The sequence below is a fragment of the Streptomyces sp. NPDC096311 genome, from assembly GCF_044763085.1.
In the GTDB taxonomy this organism is placed as follows: domain Bacteria; phylum Actinomycetota; class Actinomycetes; order Streptomycetales; family Streptomycetaceae; genus Streptomyces.
Map to the genome: position 1 here is coordinate 214,881 of NZ_JBIWFN010000006.1, position 13,939 is coordinate 228,819.

At 70.0% G+C, this 13,939-nt stretch carries 19 protein-coding genes; 17 read left to right on the forward strand and 2 right to left on the reverse strand.

What is annotated here, in order from left to right:
* Positions 1-646 precede the first annotated feature (646 nt).
* Both ACIRA5_RS17590 and ACIRA5_RS17595 read right to left on the reverse strand, forming a co-directional pair.
* Positions 647-1,177 carry an RICIN domain-containing protein gene (locus tag ACIRA5_RS17590; RefSeq protein WP_403691623.1) on the reverse strand — a complete coding sequence of 177 codons (531 nt, stop codon included), beginning with the start codon at positions 1,175-1,177 and terminating at the stop codon, positions 647-649.
* Between the two features lie 115 nt (positions 1,178-1,292).
* A complete protein-coding gene (locus ACIRA5_RS17595) occupies positions 1,293-2,051 on the reverse strand; it encodes a GntR family transcriptional regulator (RefSeq protein ID WP_403691624.1) in 759 nt (252 codons plus the stop codon).
* Positions 2,052-2,240: 189 nt separating this feature from the next.
* Between ACIRA5_RS17595 and ACIRA5_RS17600 the strand changes: the two genes are divergently transcribed.
* The 17 genes from ACIRA5_RS17600 (at position 2,241) to ACIRA5_RS17680 (ending at position 13,906) form a co-directional block, all read left to right on the forward strand.
* On the forward strand, positions 2,241-2,570 hold the full coding sequence (locus ACIRA5_RS17600; RefSeq protein WP_403691626.1) for a hypothetical protein: 330 nt from the start codon (positions 2,241-2,243) through the stop codon (positions 2,568-2,570).
* Positions 2,571-2,572: 2 nt separating this feature from the next.
* Positions 2,573-3,916 (forward strand): FtsK/SpoIIIE domain-containing protein, encoded by a 1,344-nt coding sequence (locus ACIRA5_RS17605; protein ID WP_403691628.1) that lies wholly within the window; start codon positions 2,573-2,575, stop codon positions 3,914-3,916.
* A gap of 81 nt (positions 3,917-3,997) precedes the next feature.
* Positions 3,998-4,201, forward strand: a complete 204-nt coding sequence (locus tag ACIRA5_RS17610; RefSeq protein WP_403691629.1) for a hypothetical protein — start codon at positions 3,998-4,000, stop codon at positions 4,199-4,201.
* A gap of 3 nt (positions 4,202-4,204) precedes the next feature.
* Positions 4,205-4,381 carry a hypothetical protein gene (locus tag ACIRA5_RS17615; RefSeq protein ID WP_403691631.1) on the forward strand — a complete coding sequence of 59 codons (177 nt, stop codon included), beginning with the start codon at positions 4,205-4,207 and terminating at the stop codon, positions 4,379-4,381.
* Between the two features lie 65 nt (positions 4,382-4,446).
* Positions 4,447-5,112, forward strand: a complete 666-nt coding sequence (locus ACIRA5_RS17620) for a DUF2637 domain-containing protein (RefSeq protein ID WP_403691632.1) — start codon at positions 4,447-4,449, stop codon at positions 5,110-5,112.
* Positions 5,113-5,127: 15 nt separating this feature from the next.
* A complete protein-coding gene (locus ACIRA5_RS17625) occupies positions 5,128-5,316 on the forward strand; it encodes a mobile element transfer protein (protein ID WP_403691634.1) in 189 nt (62 codons plus the stop codon).
* A 12-nt stretch (positions 5,317-5,328) separates the two neighbouring features.
* Positions 5,329-5,484: a hypothetical protein gene (locus tag ACIRA5_RS17630; RefSeq protein ID WP_403691636.1), complete on the forward strand. Its 156-nt coding sequence runs from the start codon at positions 5,329-5,331 to the stop codon at positions 5,482-5,484.
* Between the two features lie 23 nt (positions 5,485-5,507).
* Positions 5,508-5,798: a SpdD protein gene (locus ACIRA5_RS17635; protein ID WP_403691638.1), complete on the forward strand. Its 291-nt coding sequence runs from the start codon at positions 5,508-5,510 to the stop codon at positions 5,796-5,798.
* Between the two features lie 92 nt (positions 5,799-5,890).
* Positions 5,891-6,073: a hypothetical protein gene (locus ACIRA5_RS17640; protein WP_403691639.1), complete on the forward strand. Its 183-nt coding sequence runs from the start codon at positions 5,891-5,893 to the stop codon at positions 6,071-6,073.
* Between the two features lie 5 nt (positions 6,074-6,078).
* Entirely contained in the window at positions 6,079-6,249 is a 171-nt protein-coding gene (locus ACIRA5_RS17645; protein WP_403691641.1) for a hypothetical protein, read from the forward strand.
* Complete coding sequence (locus ACIRA5_RS17650; protein ID WP_403691930.1) at positions 6,249-6,947, forward strand: DNA methylase; 699 nt, start codon at positions 6,249-6,251, stop codon at positions 6,945-6,947. The genes ACIRA5_RS17645 and ACIRA5_RS17650 overlap by 1 nt, the downstream gene beginning before the upstream one ends.
* Entirely contained in the window at positions 6,944-8,365 is a 1,422-nt protein-coding gene (gene repSA, locus ACIRA5_RS17655) for a replication initiator protein RepSA (protein WP_403691642.1), read from the forward strand. Before ACIRA5_RS17650 ends, repSA begins: the two co-directional genes overlap by 4 nt.
* Complete coding sequence (locus ACIRA5_RS17660; RefSeq protein WP_403691643.1) at positions 8,362-8,559, forward strand: helix-turn-helix transcriptional regulator; 198 nt, start codon at positions 8,362-8,364, stop codon at positions 8,557-8,559. Before repSA ends, ACIRA5_RS17660 begins: the two co-directional genes overlap by 4 nt.
* Positions 8,559-9,821, forward strand: coding sequence for a tyrosine-type recombinase/integrase (locus ACIRA5_RS17665; RefSeq protein WP_403691644.1), 1,263 nt, complete (start codon positions 8,559-8,561; stop codon positions 9,819-9,821). Before ACIRA5_RS17660 ends, ACIRA5_RS17665 begins: the two co-directional genes overlap by 1 nt.
* A gap of 869 nt (positions 9,822-10,690) precedes the next feature.
* Complete coding sequence (locus ACIRA5_RS17670) at positions 10,691-11,212, forward strand: DUF2617 family protein (RefSeq protein ID WP_403691646.1); 522 nt, start codon at positions 10,691-10,693, stop codon at positions 11,210-11,212.
* Positions 11,213-11,369: 157 nt separating this feature from the next.
* The gene (locus ACIRA5_RS17675) at positions 11,370-13,013 is read left to right on the forward strand and encodes a polyamine aminopropyltransferase (RefSeq protein WP_403691647.1); all 1,644 of its coding nucleotides are present in this window, start codon (positions 11,370-11,372) and stop codon (positions 13,011-13,013) included.
* Between the two features lie 68 nt (positions 13,014-13,081).
* Positions 13,082-13,906 (forward strand): SRPBCC family protein, encoded by an 825-nt coding sequence (locus ACIRA5_RS17680; protein WP_403691649.1) that lies wholly within the window; start codon positions 13,082-13,084, stop codon positions 13,904-13,906.
* Positions 13,907-13,939: the final 33 nt, after the last annotated feature.

Genomic DNA, 13,939 nt, shown 5'->3' on the forward strand with positions numbered 1-13,939 from the left:
TTTCTTTGTTTTTTTGTTTTGGTTTTTTTTTTGGTTTTTTTTTGTGGGGGGGGGGGGGGGGGCGCCGGCCGCGGGCGGGGGGGGCCCCCCCCCCCCCCCCCCCCGGCGCCCGCGCCGGCCCGCAGTGCGGGCCGGTGGGATGTGATCCTCGTAGCGACGGCCGGAAAGCCGTGGGGCCAGCGCATCGGATGGCCGAAGGCCGAGAGCCCCCGCCCCTGCCTCATGGAGCCGTAGGCCGGCTGCCGGGGCCGAGGGATCGCTCCTGGGGCCGGTGATGCGTGGGGGAGCTGTGGAGCCTCGCGGTGGTGCGGTGGTGTCTTGTCATTCCAAGTGCGCCACGGCTGAGGCCTGCCGGACCCCGCGGGCTGTGGATGGGCGGGATCTCCCCCTCCCCCGCCCAACGGGCGGGGGCTTGATGAGGTAGAGAAACCTGTAACAGCTTAGCCAAAGGGCCTGGCTCGGCAGCGTGTCTCCGAGGTGGTCTAGCGGGTAAGCCCGTGGCTGGATGAGGTAGAGAAACCTGTAACAGCTTAGCCAAAGGGCCTGGCTCGGCAGCGTGTCTCCGAGGTGGTCTAGCGGGTAAGCCCGTGGCTGGCGTTGGCGTCAGCGGGGAAGAGCCCGAGGTTATGGGAGCGGCGTCGTCCGCTCATCCCGTAGTCGAGCCGCCGCCGTGTGGAAGGGCAAAGAGCCATTGCTGAGCCCGTACGAATCTACGGTCGTCAAACCATGGCTTCCACGTCGGCTTAAAGTCTCCGGCAGCCGTCAGTAGCCGTCGGCTGTGTACTGCCTCTACTTCGAACGCGGCCCCGTCAGGCGACTTTTTCAGCCGCCAGCGCTGGTGAGCTTCCGCGTGGGGCTCACACATCAACAGGTCTGGTTTCTGAGAGTCACGTGTGGAGTCGAGCGCGAGTCCGTTATCTGCTGAAACGATGAGAACTTCCCCTGGTACCCCACTTGGGCGAAGAAGCCACAGTTGCTGCCTCTCTGCATGCGGTGCCCACAAGTGAGGCTCTTCTCCCTGCTGGTTGCGCCACGCCGTGTCGAGGGCTAATCCGCAGTCACGCGCGATGATCAGGAACGGCCCAGCCGGATCGGTCCTTTTCTTCCGCCACGCTGGGAGAGTGATGTTTTCCACCCCGACGGAGATCCCGGGGAAGCCGATCCGAATGCTCACCATGCGCGGACGCTAGCAGCGCATGGCGCCAATCCGGCTGGTAAAGCTTGAAATAGGCAGACTGTGCCAGACGTAGTGACGATCGGTCACCTTACTGCCGGGTGCCGACGCTGACTCGTCACGCGTCGAAGTCGTACTCCAGGATGTAGGAGGCGGCATCGAGCGTCATTTCGTTGATCTCGACGGGGCGTCCCTCGTCCGCGAAGGCGGTCCGGCAGATGAGTAGGACCGGTGTACCCGCGGAGATACTCAACTGCGTCGCCTCGTGCTTCGTGGGCATGCGCGAGCGGATCTCTTCACGGAAGTGCACTGGCTTGTACCCAAGTTCGGCAAGCCGCGCGTACGTTCCACCAGGCCCCGTGTCCTCCTGAGTGATCGCCGACCCTGCGACCACCGAGGTGGGGAGATAGCTCGTCGCGAGCAGAACGGGCTTCCCGTCCAGGACGAACCGCCGACGTCGCACGCAGACGGTGTCCTCTTCCCCCAGGTCCAACACCTGCCCGATCGGTTCCGGTGCGGCTTCCTCCGTCACCGTCACTTGATCCACCACGAGTGTGCGGTTATCGATGTCGGCGGACCAGATGGACCGGCCGCTGCCCCACTGCTCCCGTGCGAGCCGCTGGATACCCCGACGCCTCAACGGGCGGAATGATCGAACGAACACGCCGGCGCCCTTGCGGGACTCGGCAATGCCTTCGTCCTTGAGCACACTCAAGGCCTGACGGGCTGTCATGCGGGCCACGCCATGCGCGGCCATCAGGTCGTTCTCTCCCGGAAGCCGATCACCCGGACCGTACTCGCCCGACTGGATCGCGCCGCGTAGAGAGTCCGCGATCCGCTGGTACTTCGGCCGACGGTCGTCGTCGGTGGTGGTCATTCCGGAGCCCTCCTCTCTTCTCTAGACAGCCTAGGCCATAGCTGCGGCCCCCGCTCTGTCGTGTAGCCCCAATCTCGCACCCTCAACATCTCTATACAGATTCTCTTGACGTCTCTAGAGACGTGTGCCTACTGGAGATGTCTAGAGAGGCCACCAAGGGGTGGCTTCCGAGAACTGAGGGATGTGCTCATGCCGTCGTTCAAGATCGACACTTCGACCGCCGTGGTGTTCGTCGCGACCGCGCCGACGCCGAAGCTCGCCAACGCCAAGACCGGTGAGCGGGCGATGGACCGGGAGACGGGTGCGGCCCTGTCGACCGTGGGCCTGCTGGTCTCGGACGAGGGGGAGGGGAACCTCTACCAGGTCACCATCCCGGAGACGGGTTACCCGGAGGGTCTGGCGCCGGGCCTGCCGGTCAAGGTCATCGGTCTGAAGGCGCGTGACTGGGAGAACGAGTTCAACGGCCAGAAGCGGCACGGGATCTCGTTCCGCGCGGTCGCCATCACCCCGGCGGCCTGATCATGGCCGACCTGGCAATGTGGCTGGAGGCCACGGGGGCTCTCGCGGGTGCCGGTGGTCTGGGCTACGCGAAGTTCCGCGCGCCGCGCGTGTACTGGTCGCTGGTCGGACTGCCGGCGGCCTGGGGGCGCTTCATCCTGTCCTACCGCTCGACGATGGATGTGTGCGGGCTGACGGTGCAGCCGTCGGGTCTGCGGGCGTTCATGGTCCGCAACGTCGCCCGGCGCGAGGTGCAGCCGGTGCCGCCGAGGATCCGCCGGGTCCGTGGCACGTCCACCGGTCTGCGGGTCACGCTGCGGCTCCCCGCGGGCCTGGAGCCGGCGGACGTGGTCGCCTCCTCGGAACGGCTCCGTCACGCCTGGGGCGTGCACTCGGTCACCGTGATCGAGACGAAGCCCGGGTTCGTGGAATTGCGGATGACCGGGTACGACGTGCTGCGCCGGGTGCGGATGCCGCGTAAGGCACAGCCTCACGACATGATCGTGCCGGTGGCGCTGCGGGAGGACGGAACCGCGTTCGTCCGCGACTACCGCAAGGTCCCGATGGCTCTCACGCTGGGCGCCAACGGGTCGGGTAAGTCCATGTATCAGCGCAACCTGGTCAAGGGGCTGGCTCAACTGCCGGTGGCGCTGGCGGGGATCGACTGCAAGCGCGGTGTGGAACAGTCCGCGTACGCGCCGCGTCTGTCGGCCCTGGCCACGGATCCGGACCGTGCCGCCGCACTGCTCGATGTCCTGGTGGCGGAGATGGAGTCCCGGTTCGACCTGCTGAGCCTGTATGGCGTCTCGGATCTGTGGGAGCTTCCGGAGAAGGTGCGGCCGGTGCCGATCGTGCTTCTCGTCGACGAGATCGCGGAACTCTTCCTGATCTCCTCGAAGAAGGATGAGGAGCGCCGCGAACGGCTGGTGACGGCGCTGATCCGGCTGGCGCAGATGGCCCGTGCCGCCGGGATCTACCTGGAGATCTGCGGGCAGCGCTTCGGCTCCGAGCTCGGCAAGGGCGCCACGATGCTCCGTGCTCAGCTCACCGGGCGTGTGGTGCACCGCGTCAACGACAAGCAGACCGCAGAGATGGGCCTCGGGGATGTCGCCCCGGATGCGGTCCCGATGGTCACGACGATCCCGCCGGACAAGGCGGGTCTGGCGGTCGCCGCGGACTCCTCCGGTGGCTGGTCCCGCATCCGTACGCCGATGACGACTCAGGCGGAAGCCATGGCGGTGTGCCGGGAGTTCGCCCACCTGGTCCCGCACCTGCTCGTCCTCGACCCGTTCCGTCCGCACGTTCCGGTCGGCCCCGCGCCTGAGGTCGTGCCGCCGCTGGTCAAGCCGGTGCCGGTCACCGAGTAGCACACCGTCCCATCCCGGTTGGCGCGACCGTTTCGCGCCGGGTCCCTACCCGAGCCATGCCTGAAACAGGAGGACCACCCGATGTGCGAGCACTGCGAGGACTTCCACCGCACGGTGCTGCTGCTCGGCTCCCTCGCCCTGTACGCCGACCAGTCCGGCGCTGACGACACCTTCATCGGCCTGGTCGGCCCGTCCCTGGCCGCGTCCCTTCCCGAGCCCCCGCCGGGCCTGTTCCCGCCCGGCTACGACCCCAACGCCGGCCCCGAGTACCCCGGCGGCTGGTGACCCGTGGCCACGAAGAAAGCGCCCCCGCGCCCCGCCCCGGCTCCGCCGAAGTGCGGTCCGTGCGAAGGCACCGGGGAGGTCGCCACCACGGTCCACGTGGGCCGCAAGCGCCGCACCGTCGGCAAACAGGCCGGTATCTGCCTGGCCTGCTTCGGCACCGGCGAAGCCACCACCGACTGAACCCGCCGTGGCCGGGCGGCCGGACACCGCCCGCCCCTGGCCCGACCCGCGAAGGAGGTGAGGACATGTCCCGTTCGATCCGACCGGACGCCGTACTCGTACAGGCCGTGATCGCCGGTGCGCTGTCCTTCGCCCACCTGCACGACCTTGCCGATGCCGCCGGACAGACCGGATGGAAGGCATGGGCCTACCCCATCAGCGTCGATCTGCTGCTCGTGGCCGCATGGCGCCGGCTGCGGACCGCACGCCGGGACCGGTCGGCGTGGACCTGGTTCGTGATCGCCCTGTTCGCCTCGCTCGGCGCGAACATCGCCACCGCCGGACTCCTCGACCTGCACAACGTCCCGGCCTGGCTGTGCATCCTCGTCGCCGGCTGGCCCGCGCTCGCCTTCCTCGGCGGCACGCTCCTGGTCCACGCACCCACCGACGCCCCGGCCACCGTCGAACCCCGTACACAGCCTGTGGATGAACAACCGGCCGTGACCGAGGTCGACATGCACCGCGCCGACACTCCGGCACCGCCCACCGCTCCGGAGCTTCCGGCCGCGCTGCCCGAACCCGCCGTGCCTGCGGTGACGGTGCCGGTCGCACTCCTGGACCACGCCCGAAAGATCGCCGAATCGCACCGCGCCACGACCGGAACCCCGATGGGCGCGGATGCTCTCTCCGCCCGGCTCGGACTGCCCGGCCCGATGACGGCCGCGATCGCTGCCGAACTCCAACTCACCTGACCAGAAGGGACAGACATGCCCGTCTACCGGCGCTTCCGCAACCTGATCCGCATCGGCCCGGTCGAGGTCGGCACCTACTTCGACGGACGCGGACGCAACCGGCACACGGCGGCCTGCACCGCCCCCGGCTGCGGCTTCTCCACCGACTACAACGACCGCTCGGCCGCCGAACTCGCCGCCCGCACCCACCGCTGCCAGCCGTAGGGGATTACCGCCATGAACGTTCCGCTCTGGCTCGCCCTGGTCGTCGTCGGATACCTCGGCGTCAAGCTCGTCCGCCCGCCCTGGTGGCTGGTCGCCGTGCTCCTGCTCGGTGGCTACCTCATCGCCCACAGCGTCCTCGGACCCGTCGTCGGCGCGGCCGTCAAGTAACCCGACCCGGAAGGAAACAGACCATGTTCACCCCGAAATACCCGACCCCCGACACCGCCCCGCCCCCGGTGGCCCCCGCACCGGCCACCACCGTCCCGGCTTCGGTTCCGGTGCCGCAGGCCCCGGCACGGCCCACCGTCCAGTTGACCCCCGGCACCGTCGTCGCCCTCGTCGGTGGCGGTACCGCGGTGGTCCTCGTCGTCGGCGCGGTCCTGGTCTCGATGCTCCTCGCGGTCGCCATCACGGCCATGTCGGTGGCCCTGTGCGCGGTCGTCCTCCGCTCGCTCCTGAGCGACGTCAACAAACAGCGCTAGCGGCCCCCGGAGCGGCCTAGGTCGCCAAACTTCCGCCGCTCCGGGCGCCTGACCTCTTCCTGATCCAACGGACCCGAAAGGGAAGCCTCATCATGCCTCAGCGCGCCCAGAACACGCCCGTCTGCCGTGACTGCAACGGCTTCGCCACCGCCGCGATCACCACCGGTACCCGCAACGGCGACGATTCCCGCGCCACCCTCCGCGTCACCTGCCCGGCCTGCAAGGGCACCGGCCGCACGGCCCCGGTCGCCGTCCTCGCCCGCGCCGGGAGGTGACGGCAGTGGCTCTCCTCGACTGGCGCTCCCCCGAGCACTTCGACCCCACCGGCGACAAGCCGTGCGTGATCTGCACCAAACCCACCCCGCTGCGCTCCGACCGGGGCAAGCCCGTCCACAAGGTCTGTGCCGAGGACTGGATCGACCGCCACCCTCCGAAGGAGGACAACCAGTGATCACAACGCCGCGATCACGCGTGCTGGACCTGTTCTCCCGCGCCGGTGCCGCCGGCAAGGGCTACGAGGATGCCGGGTTTCAGGTCGACGGCTGCGACATCGCCGATCGGCCGCGATACCCCTTCCCGTACCACCGGGGCGACGCGCTCGAATACCTCGTCCACCTGATCGTCACGGGGAACATCGAGCGGTACGCCCTGGTGCACGCCTCGCCCCCGTGCCAGGCCAAGAACACCTTGACCGTGGGCACGAACCACGCGCGCGGCTGGGGCGGCACGCACGAAGACCTCGTGGCCCCGACCCGCGAACTCCTCGACAGGACCGGCCTGCCCTACGTGATCGAGCAGCCCAACGGCCGCGCGGAGATCCGAAAGGACCTCTCCCTGTGCGGCGAGATGTTCAGCCTCGGCGTGCTGCGCCATCGGAACTTCGAACTCGGCCGCTGGTCCACCGTGCAACCGGCCCATCCGCGGCACCGGGGCTACGTGCGCGGCTGGCGCCACGGCGTCTACCGCGACGGCCCGTACATCGCCGCTTACGGCAAGGGCGGCGGCAAGGGCGACGTGATCGAGATGCAGCAGGCCATGGGCATCACCTGGACCGACGTCCACGAAAAACTCACCGAAGCCATCCCGCCTGCCTACACGAAATGGATCGGCACCGCCTTCCTGACCGCCCGGCAAGAGGTGATCGTGTGACCGACACCGCCACCCTGGCGGGTCTCGACCCGGCCACCCTCGGTGATGTGCTGAGGGTGGCCGGCTCGGCCGACTTCGACCGCTGGCAGGACCAGATCCGCCGTACCGGGGGCTGCTCCGACCCGATCCGACTGTCCGGCGCGACGAAGACGATCGACCCGACCACCAAGACCGTTCTCCACTCCTACAGCACCGAGCACGAGCCGGGCGGCATGCTCCGGGTGGCCTGCGGCAACCGCCGTGCCTCCCGCTGCCCGGCCTGCGCCTGGACCTACGCCGGCGACACCTACCACCTCATCCGTGCCGGACTGACCGGAGACCCGGACAAGGGCACCCCGCACACCGTGCGCGATCACCCCCGCGTCTTCGCCACCCTCACCGCCCCCTCGTTCGGGCCCGTCCACAACCGCCCCGGCAACCGGCCCTGCCGCTGCGGCCAACGGCACCCCGAGGACGCGCCCGAACTCGGCACCCCGCTCGACCCGACGACCTACGACTACGCGGGCGCCGTGCTGTGGAACAACCACGCCTCCGACCTGTGGCGCTACTTCACGATCTACCTGCGCCGCGAGATCGCAAAGCGTGCCGGCCTCACCCAGAAAGACGCCCGCGAACAGTCCCGCGTCTCCTTCGGCAAGGTTGCCGAATACCAGAAACGCGGGGCCGTCCACTTCCACACCGTGATCCGCTTCGACGGACCCGAAGGACCCGACACCCCGCCCCCACACTGGGCCACCCTCGACCTGCTCACCGAAGCGATCCGTGCCGCCGCTGCCCGCGTCGCGGTCGACGTACCCCCGGCCCAGTACCGGCCGGACCCTGACCAACCGGCTCGTACACAGCCGGCGCGCACGCTGCGATGGGGCACACAGCTCGACGTCCAGCGGATCAAAGCCTTCGGCGACGGCGAAGAACTCACCGAACAGGCCGTCGCCTCCTACGTCGCCAAGTACGCCACCAAGGCAGCCGAGACCACCGGTGCCGTGGACCGCCGGATCGGCAACAAAGAAGCCCTCGTGCTGCTCGACGTGCCCGACCACCCCCGCCGGTTGATGGAGGCCTGCCTCGACCTCCACGCGCTCTACCCGGACCGGAAGCTGCGGGACTGGGCTCACATGCTCGGCTTCCGCGGCCACTTCTCGACCAAGTCCCGCCGCTACTCCACCACCCTCGGCGCGCTGCGCCGGGTCCGCGCCGACTACCGCGCCGCCCAGCAACGCGCCGCCCTCGGCCTGCCCGACCCCGACGACAACCCGGAGGCCACCACCCTCGTGCTCTCCCACTGGAGCTACGCCGGCCACGGCCACACCCCCGGCGAATCCTGGCTCGCCGCCAACATCCGCCGGGACATCCAACTCAACCGCGAGACAGCACGCGAAGCCCTGGCCGACCTGGACGACTGGGAGGTGCGCGCATGAAGACGGCTCTTCCTGAGCAGTACCTGACCCCGGAAGACGTCGTGACGCTGCTGCGCCTGCCCAGTGTTGAGACCGTCTACCAGTGGCGACGGAAGGGCATCGGACCGCGAGGCTTCCGGGTTGGTCGATACCTCCGCTTCGACCCTGAGGACGTACGGGCCTGGGTTGAGTCCCTGATGGAAGGGGCCGCCTGATGGCCGGGCACATCCAAGACCGCTGGTACAAGACTGAGATTGGCCCGAACGGCAAGCCGGTCAAGGTCAAGTCCGACCGCTACAGCACGGGTATGCGTTACCGGGCTCGGTACGTCGGCCCCGACGGCTCCGAGAAGTCCAAGAGCTTCCCCGACGGCAAGAAGCGAGTTGCCGAGAAGTGGCTCAGCGCCATCGAGACGGACATGACGCGCGGTCAGTACACCGGCCCCAAGTCCGTTCGGATCACGTTCCGGGAGTACGCCGAGAAGTGGTTGGACAGCAAGACATCCAGCCCGATCGCTAGGAGGGAACTCGGCCGGCGCCTGCGGCTGCACGTCTACCCGGTGCTTGGCTCTCGGCCGATCGGGACCTTCCGGCCGGAGCACATCAGGGAGCTTCTCGCCGTGCTGGAAGCAAAGCCCGGCGTGGGCTCTTCCTACATCCGGAATATCTTCGCGGATGTTCAGTCGGTCCTGTCTGCCGCTGTTGACGACACGCTGTTGTCGCGCAACCCGTGTGGTGCACGGAGCGTCCGGCGGCCCAAGGCTGACGCGCATCCCGTAGTTCCGTGGGGTCCCGCTCAGGTGTTCGCCGTTCGAGCGGCCCTTCTGGATCGGTACCAAGCGATGGTCGATGTTGGCGCCGGATGCGGTCTGCGCCAGGGCGAGGTGTTCGGGCTGGCTGAGGACGCCATCGACGCTGACGGGCGCACGCTCCATGTGGTCCGGCAGATCAAGCACGTGGAAGGGCACCCGGTGTTCGCCCTCCCCAAGGGCGGTAAGAAGCGGGACGTGCCGCTGCCTGACGCTGTGGCGGACGCCCTCCGGGCCCACATGGACGCCTTCAAGCCCGTAGAGATCACGTTGCCGTGGGACGTGCCGGAGGGGCCGAAGGTGACCGCCCGACTGATCTTCACGGCTGAGCAAGGGGGCTTGGTGTGGCGCAGCAACTTCAACGGCAAGGAGTGGAAGCCCGCTCTCGCGGTCGCGGGCCTCATTCCGGAAGCGGATGAGAACGGCAAGTACGAGTCGGCGCGCGAGCACGGCATGCACGCCCTGAGGCACTTCTACGCCTCCGCGCTCTTGGACGCGGGCGAGAACATCAAGGCCGTCAGTGAGTACATGGGGCATGCCGATCCGGCGCTGACGCTGCGGGTGTACGCCCATCTGATGCCCGACAGCCGCGAGCGTGCCCGGCGTGTCATCGACACCGTGTTTCAGCGTGCCTCTCAGGAAGATCACGGCCCACAGACGGCCCAGTGAGTCTCGGACGGCCCCTGATCTGCTCTTCTATGCAGGTCAGGGGCCGTTGCTCCGAAAGAACCCTCTGAAGTTCCTCAACTCTGCTTTGGCCGGTGAGACGCGAGGGCATCCCCCAGGCACGCAAGAAGCGAGGCGCCCACGGGGGGTCGCTTCGGGGGAACGAAAGGAGGGTGACGCCATGTTCATCGGCTTCATCCTGGCGGTCGTCTTCATCCTGTTCGTCGTGTCGTTGCGTGCCGCCGCCCGCGGCCGGAAGAAGGTCGGGCTCTCGAAGAGCTCGTCGGGTTCGGCGCGGGGCCGCCGCTCGCGGGGCGGGTCCTCGGACAGCTCCGGCAGTTGGTGGGCCGGCGGGGCCGGGGGAGCCGCGTCGTCCTGCGGCAGCGGTTCGTCCGGCGGGCACCACGGGGGTCACTCGTGCGGCGGGCACTCGTCGTGCGGGGGCGGCTCGTCCTGCGGAGGCGGGTCGTCGTGCGGCGGGGGGTGCGGCGGAGGCAGCTGAGCCTCGCCGGGGGTGTGGGGCGCGGGGCGAGGGGAGGGGCCTCTGCCGCGGGCCGGTGGGGCTGGTCGCGCCCGCGCGGCGGAGCCGCGGATGTCACCGTCCCGCGCCCCTACGGCGCGCGCCGGGCGCACGCTGTGGTTGAACAGTTGAACTGTGGAGCCCTCGGGGGGATGGAAACCCTACGAAGTTGGGTAAAAATGCTGTGACGGCGCCACAGTTCATGATTCCCTCTAAACCACCAAAGCAGCCCTCGGATCGTCCCTTCCTCACAGGGCAGACCGGGCTGACCGGGCCGATCCCCCGGTACTGAGGTACCGACCGGGTGCGCCGGATCCCCACCTCCCTTTTTGCGTGCTAGCGGAGCCGACCCATGCTCACGACCCTGAACACCTCGTACACCGACACGCGCGCGGCCGACCTGGCTTGGGCGCTGGGGCGCGAGCCGCTCCCCGCGCTCGCCACCCTCGACCTCGAACTCGACGGGGCGAGACTGCAGTTGCGGCTCCTGGGCGCGTCCCACCAGGTCCTCTTGGAGGAGGAGCGGGGCAGCTGTTCGGAAACCGTCGCGTGCATCGCCGGCAGCAGCACGCCGCTTCCCCTCGGGGTGGCCAAGCGGGTCGACGACTGGGAGTACGAGTTCGCGGCGCGCGTCGAGACACTCTCCCGCGGGTCCTTCGCGGGGCGGGCGCAGGAGTTACTGGCCCTCGTCTCCGACCACCCCAACGGACTCGCCGGCGTCTTCCCCGGCAGCCCGCACGCCTTCACCGCGCTGCTCGCCCAGCGCCACGAGGGGCAGGTCCACTGGCGCACGTGGCACGCCTACCCGCAGGACGGCCAACTGGTGGCGACACGCACGAGGGTGGGGGTACGGGTGACGGCGGGGGTGCTGTGAGGGGGGCGATGCTTCGGCCGCCGTCTCGCCTGCGGTTTTGCCTGCCGTTTCGGCTGCCGACGAACTCGTCATCGGCGCCGGACGCCACACACCGGGACGACACTTCCACACGTGTGGGTGACGAAGCGTCGTGGTGGCGTGACGTAGCGTTCCACGCGTGATCGAACCGCACGCGCCTGCTCCCCCCGGCGCGCCGCCGCCCTGGCGCGTCCAGGGCCAGGCGCGGCTGCCCGTCCGCCCGGGCATCGGACGGTTCCTGGTCCTCGCGGGCGTGTTCGTCTGCGCGGCCTGTGGACTCGTGTACGAACTCGAACTCGTCGCCCTCGCCTCGTATCTGATCGGCGACTCGGTCACCCAGGCCTCCGTGGTCCTCTCCGTGATGGTCTTCGCCATGGGCATCGGCTCGCTTGCCGCGAAACGCCTGCGCCCCCGCGCCGCGGCCGGCTTCGGCGCCGTCGAGGCGGCACTCGCCCTGGTCGGCGGCTGCAGCGCGATGGCCCTGTACGCGGTCTTCGCGTGGACCGGCGACTGGGGCGGAGTGTGGACGAGCGGCTCGCGCTATCTCCTGGCGGCCTTCTCCCTCGCCATCGGCCTCCTCATCGGCGCCGAAGTCCCCCTCCTCATGGAGCTGATACAGCGCATCCGCCGCCAGGACCCGGGCGGTGCGGTAGCGGACCTCTTCGCGGCGGACTACGTCGGCGCCCTCGTCGGCGGCCTCGCCTTCCCCTTCCTCCTGCTCCCCCTCCTCGGGCAACTGGAGGGCGCGCTGCTCACCGGGACCGTGAACGCGCTGGCCGGCGGAGCCCTCGTACTGGGCCTGTTCCGCGGGGACTTGAGCCGGCGCGGACGCTGGTTCCTGTTCATCGCCAACGTCCTGGTCCTCGCGCTGCTCGCCGCGGCCGCCGCCCATGTCGACGACTTCGAACGCGCGGCCCGGCGCGCCGTCTACGGCAAGGACGTACGGGTCGCCCTGCAGACCGGCGTCCAGGAGGTCGTGCTCACCGGCGGCACGCACGGCCGCCCGCTCGACCTCTTCCTCGACGGACGCCTGCGGGTCAGCGGCCGCGACGAGCACCGCTACCACGAGGCGCTGGTCCACCCCGCGATGAACGGCCCCCACGCGCGCGTGCTCGTCCTCGGCGGCGGCGACGGACTCGCCACCCGCGAGGTACTGCGCGACCCGGGCGTGCGCCGCGTCGACGTGGTCGAACTCGACCCGGGGGTGGTGAGGCTGGCGCGCACCGACCCCGCCCTGTCGGCGCTCAACGCGCACGCGTTCGGCGACCGGCGCGTGCACGTGTTCACCGCCGATGCCTTCGGCTGGCTGCGCGGGGCCGTGTCGACGTACGACGTGGTCATCTCGGATCTGCCCGACCCCGGGATCACGGCGAGCACCAAGCTGTACTCGCAGGAGTTCTACGGCCTGGCGCGCCGCGTCCTCGCCCCCGGTGGCCGCCTGGCCGTCCACGCCGGCCCCGTATCCTCCCGCCCCCGCGTCTTCTGGACGGTCGAGTCCACACTCCGGGCGGCCGGCCTGCGCACCGCCCCCTACCGCGTCGGCGGCCGGGACTCCGGTTTCGCGGCCGGCCCCGACCGCACGGCGGGCGCGTCGAGCGCACCCCGCGACTGGGGCTTCATCCTGGCCTCCGTCACGGGCACGCCCCTGCGCCTCGACCCGCACGACCCACGCCTGCGTACGCTCACACAGCCGTCCCTCACCGCCGACGCTTACGCCGCGTGGCGTACCCGCGTACCCGGCCTGGCGCCCTCCACACTGGTCCATCCGCGCTACGCCGACTGAGACGGCGGACGGACGAATCCCCGGATACGAGGGTGCGGCGCGGGCCGTCCTGGGTAGGCTCGGCCGACATGGAGCATGAGGTGTTCGTTCCGGTTCAGGCCGAACGGCTGAGGGAGGCGCTGGCCGATCCCGTACGGGTGGCCCGGGCGGTCCCCGGACTCCAGCAGGACGCCGGGACGCCGCCCGTCTCCGGGCGCCTGAAAGTCCGCGTCGGCGGCCACACCATCACCTACCGGGGGGCCGTCCGGGTCACCGCAAGGGACGACGGTTCGTACGCCGTCGAGGGCGACGCCACCGAGGCGCGCGGCCGCGGCACCGTGAAACTCACCCTCACCCTCACCCTCGCCCCCTCCGACGGCGGCACGACCGTCACCATCACCGGGACCACCACCGCGGACGGCCGCGTGGCGGATCTTCCCCCCGACGCGGTCGCCGCGACCACGGGCCGCCTGCTGAACCGGTTCGTCGAAAACTTGGCGGAGGTGACGGAGACGCCACAGGCCGCGGCGGAACCCGAGCCGGAACGGGAGCAGGGACGGGAGCCGGAGGCTGAGCCGGAGCCGCAGGCCGAGGCCGAGCCGGAAGCGGAGGTCGAGCCCGCCCCGGAGGCCGAGCCCTCCGCCCACCTCTTCGAGGAAGAGGAACCGGCCCCGCCCGCCCCGAGCCGTGTGAACAGGGAGGATGCCGTGGCCGAGGCGGCGCATGCGCGGCGGACGATGATCGGCCGCAGCGCGGAGGAGGTGGACCACGCCCCGCCGCGTGGCCGCTACGCCCCCGTCCCGGCGCCGGAGACCGCCGACGCCCGCGCCACGCTCCGCTGGGCGGCCCCCGCCGCGGCCGTCGCCCTGGCCTCGGCCATTGCCGTCACCCGAGCCCTGCGCAAACGCCGCTGAAGCTCCACTCCTGGGGGCGACCCGGGGGCGGAG

What these genes read in the sequence shown, in the direction of transcription:
- ACIRA5_RS17600 (WP_403691626.1), top strand. Translation starts at nt 2,241, where the DNA reads ATGCCGTCGTTCAAGATCGACACTTCGACCGCCGTGGTGTTCGTCGCG.
- ACIRA5_RS17625 (WP_403691634.1), top strand. Translation starts at nt 5,128, where the DNA reads ATGCCCGTCTACCGGCGCTTCCGCAACCTGATCCGCATCGGCCCGGTC.
- ACIRA5_RS17665 (WP_403691644.1), top strand. Translation starts at nt 8,559, where the DNA reads ATGGCCGGGCACATCCAAGACCGCTGGTACAAGACTGAGATTGGCCCG.
- ACIRA5_RS17605 (WP_403691628.1), top strand. Translation starts at nt 2,573, where the DNA reads ATGGCCGACCTGGCAATGTGGCTGGAGGCCACGGGGGCTCTCGCGGGT.
- ACIRA5_RS17610 (WP_403691629.1), top strand. Translation starts at nt 3,998, where the DNA reads ATGTGCGAGCACTGCGAGGACTTCCACCGCACGGTGCTGCTGCTCGGC.
- ACIRA5_RS17660 (WP_403691643.1), top strand. Translation starts at nt 8,362, where the DNA reads ATGAAGACGGCTCTTCCTGAGCAGTACCTGACCCCGGAAGACGTCGTG.
- ACIRA5_RS17640 (WP_403691639.1), top strand. Translation starts at nt 5,891, where the DNA reads ATGCCTCAGCGCGCCCAGAACACGCCCGTCTGCCGTGACTGCAACGGC.
- ACIRA5_RS17620 (WP_403691632.1), top strand. Translation starts at nt 4,447, where the DNA reads ATGTCCCGTTCGATCCGACCGGACGCCGTACTCGTACAGGCCGTGATC.
- ACIRA5_RS17590 (WP_403691623.1), bottom strand. Translation starts at nt 1,177, where the DNA reads ATGGTGAGCATTCGGATCGGCTTCCCCGGGATCTCCGTCGGGGTGGAA.
- ACIRA5_RS17635 (WP_403691638.1), top strand. Translation starts at nt 5,508, where the DNA reads ATGTTCACCCCGAAATACCCGACCCCCGACACCGCCCCGCCCCCGGTG.
- ACIRA5_RS17630 (WP_403691636.1), top strand. Translation starts at nt 5,329, where the DNA reads ATGAACGTTCCGCTCTGGCTCGCCCTGGTCGTCGTCGGATACCTCGGC.
- ACIRA5_RS17670 (WP_403691646.1), top strand. Translation starts at nt 10,691, where the DNA reads ATGCTCACGACCCTGAACACCTCGTACACCGACACGCGCGCGGCCGAC.
- ACIRA5_RS17680 (WP_403691649.1), top strand. Translation starts at nt 13,082, where the DNA reads ATGGAGCATGAGGTGTTCGTTCCGGTTCAGGCCGAACGGCTGAGGGAG.
- ACIRA5_RS17595 (WP_403691624.1), bottom strand. Translation starts at nt 2,051, where the DNA reads ATGACCACCACCGACGACGACCGTCGGCCGAAGTACCAGCGGATCGCG.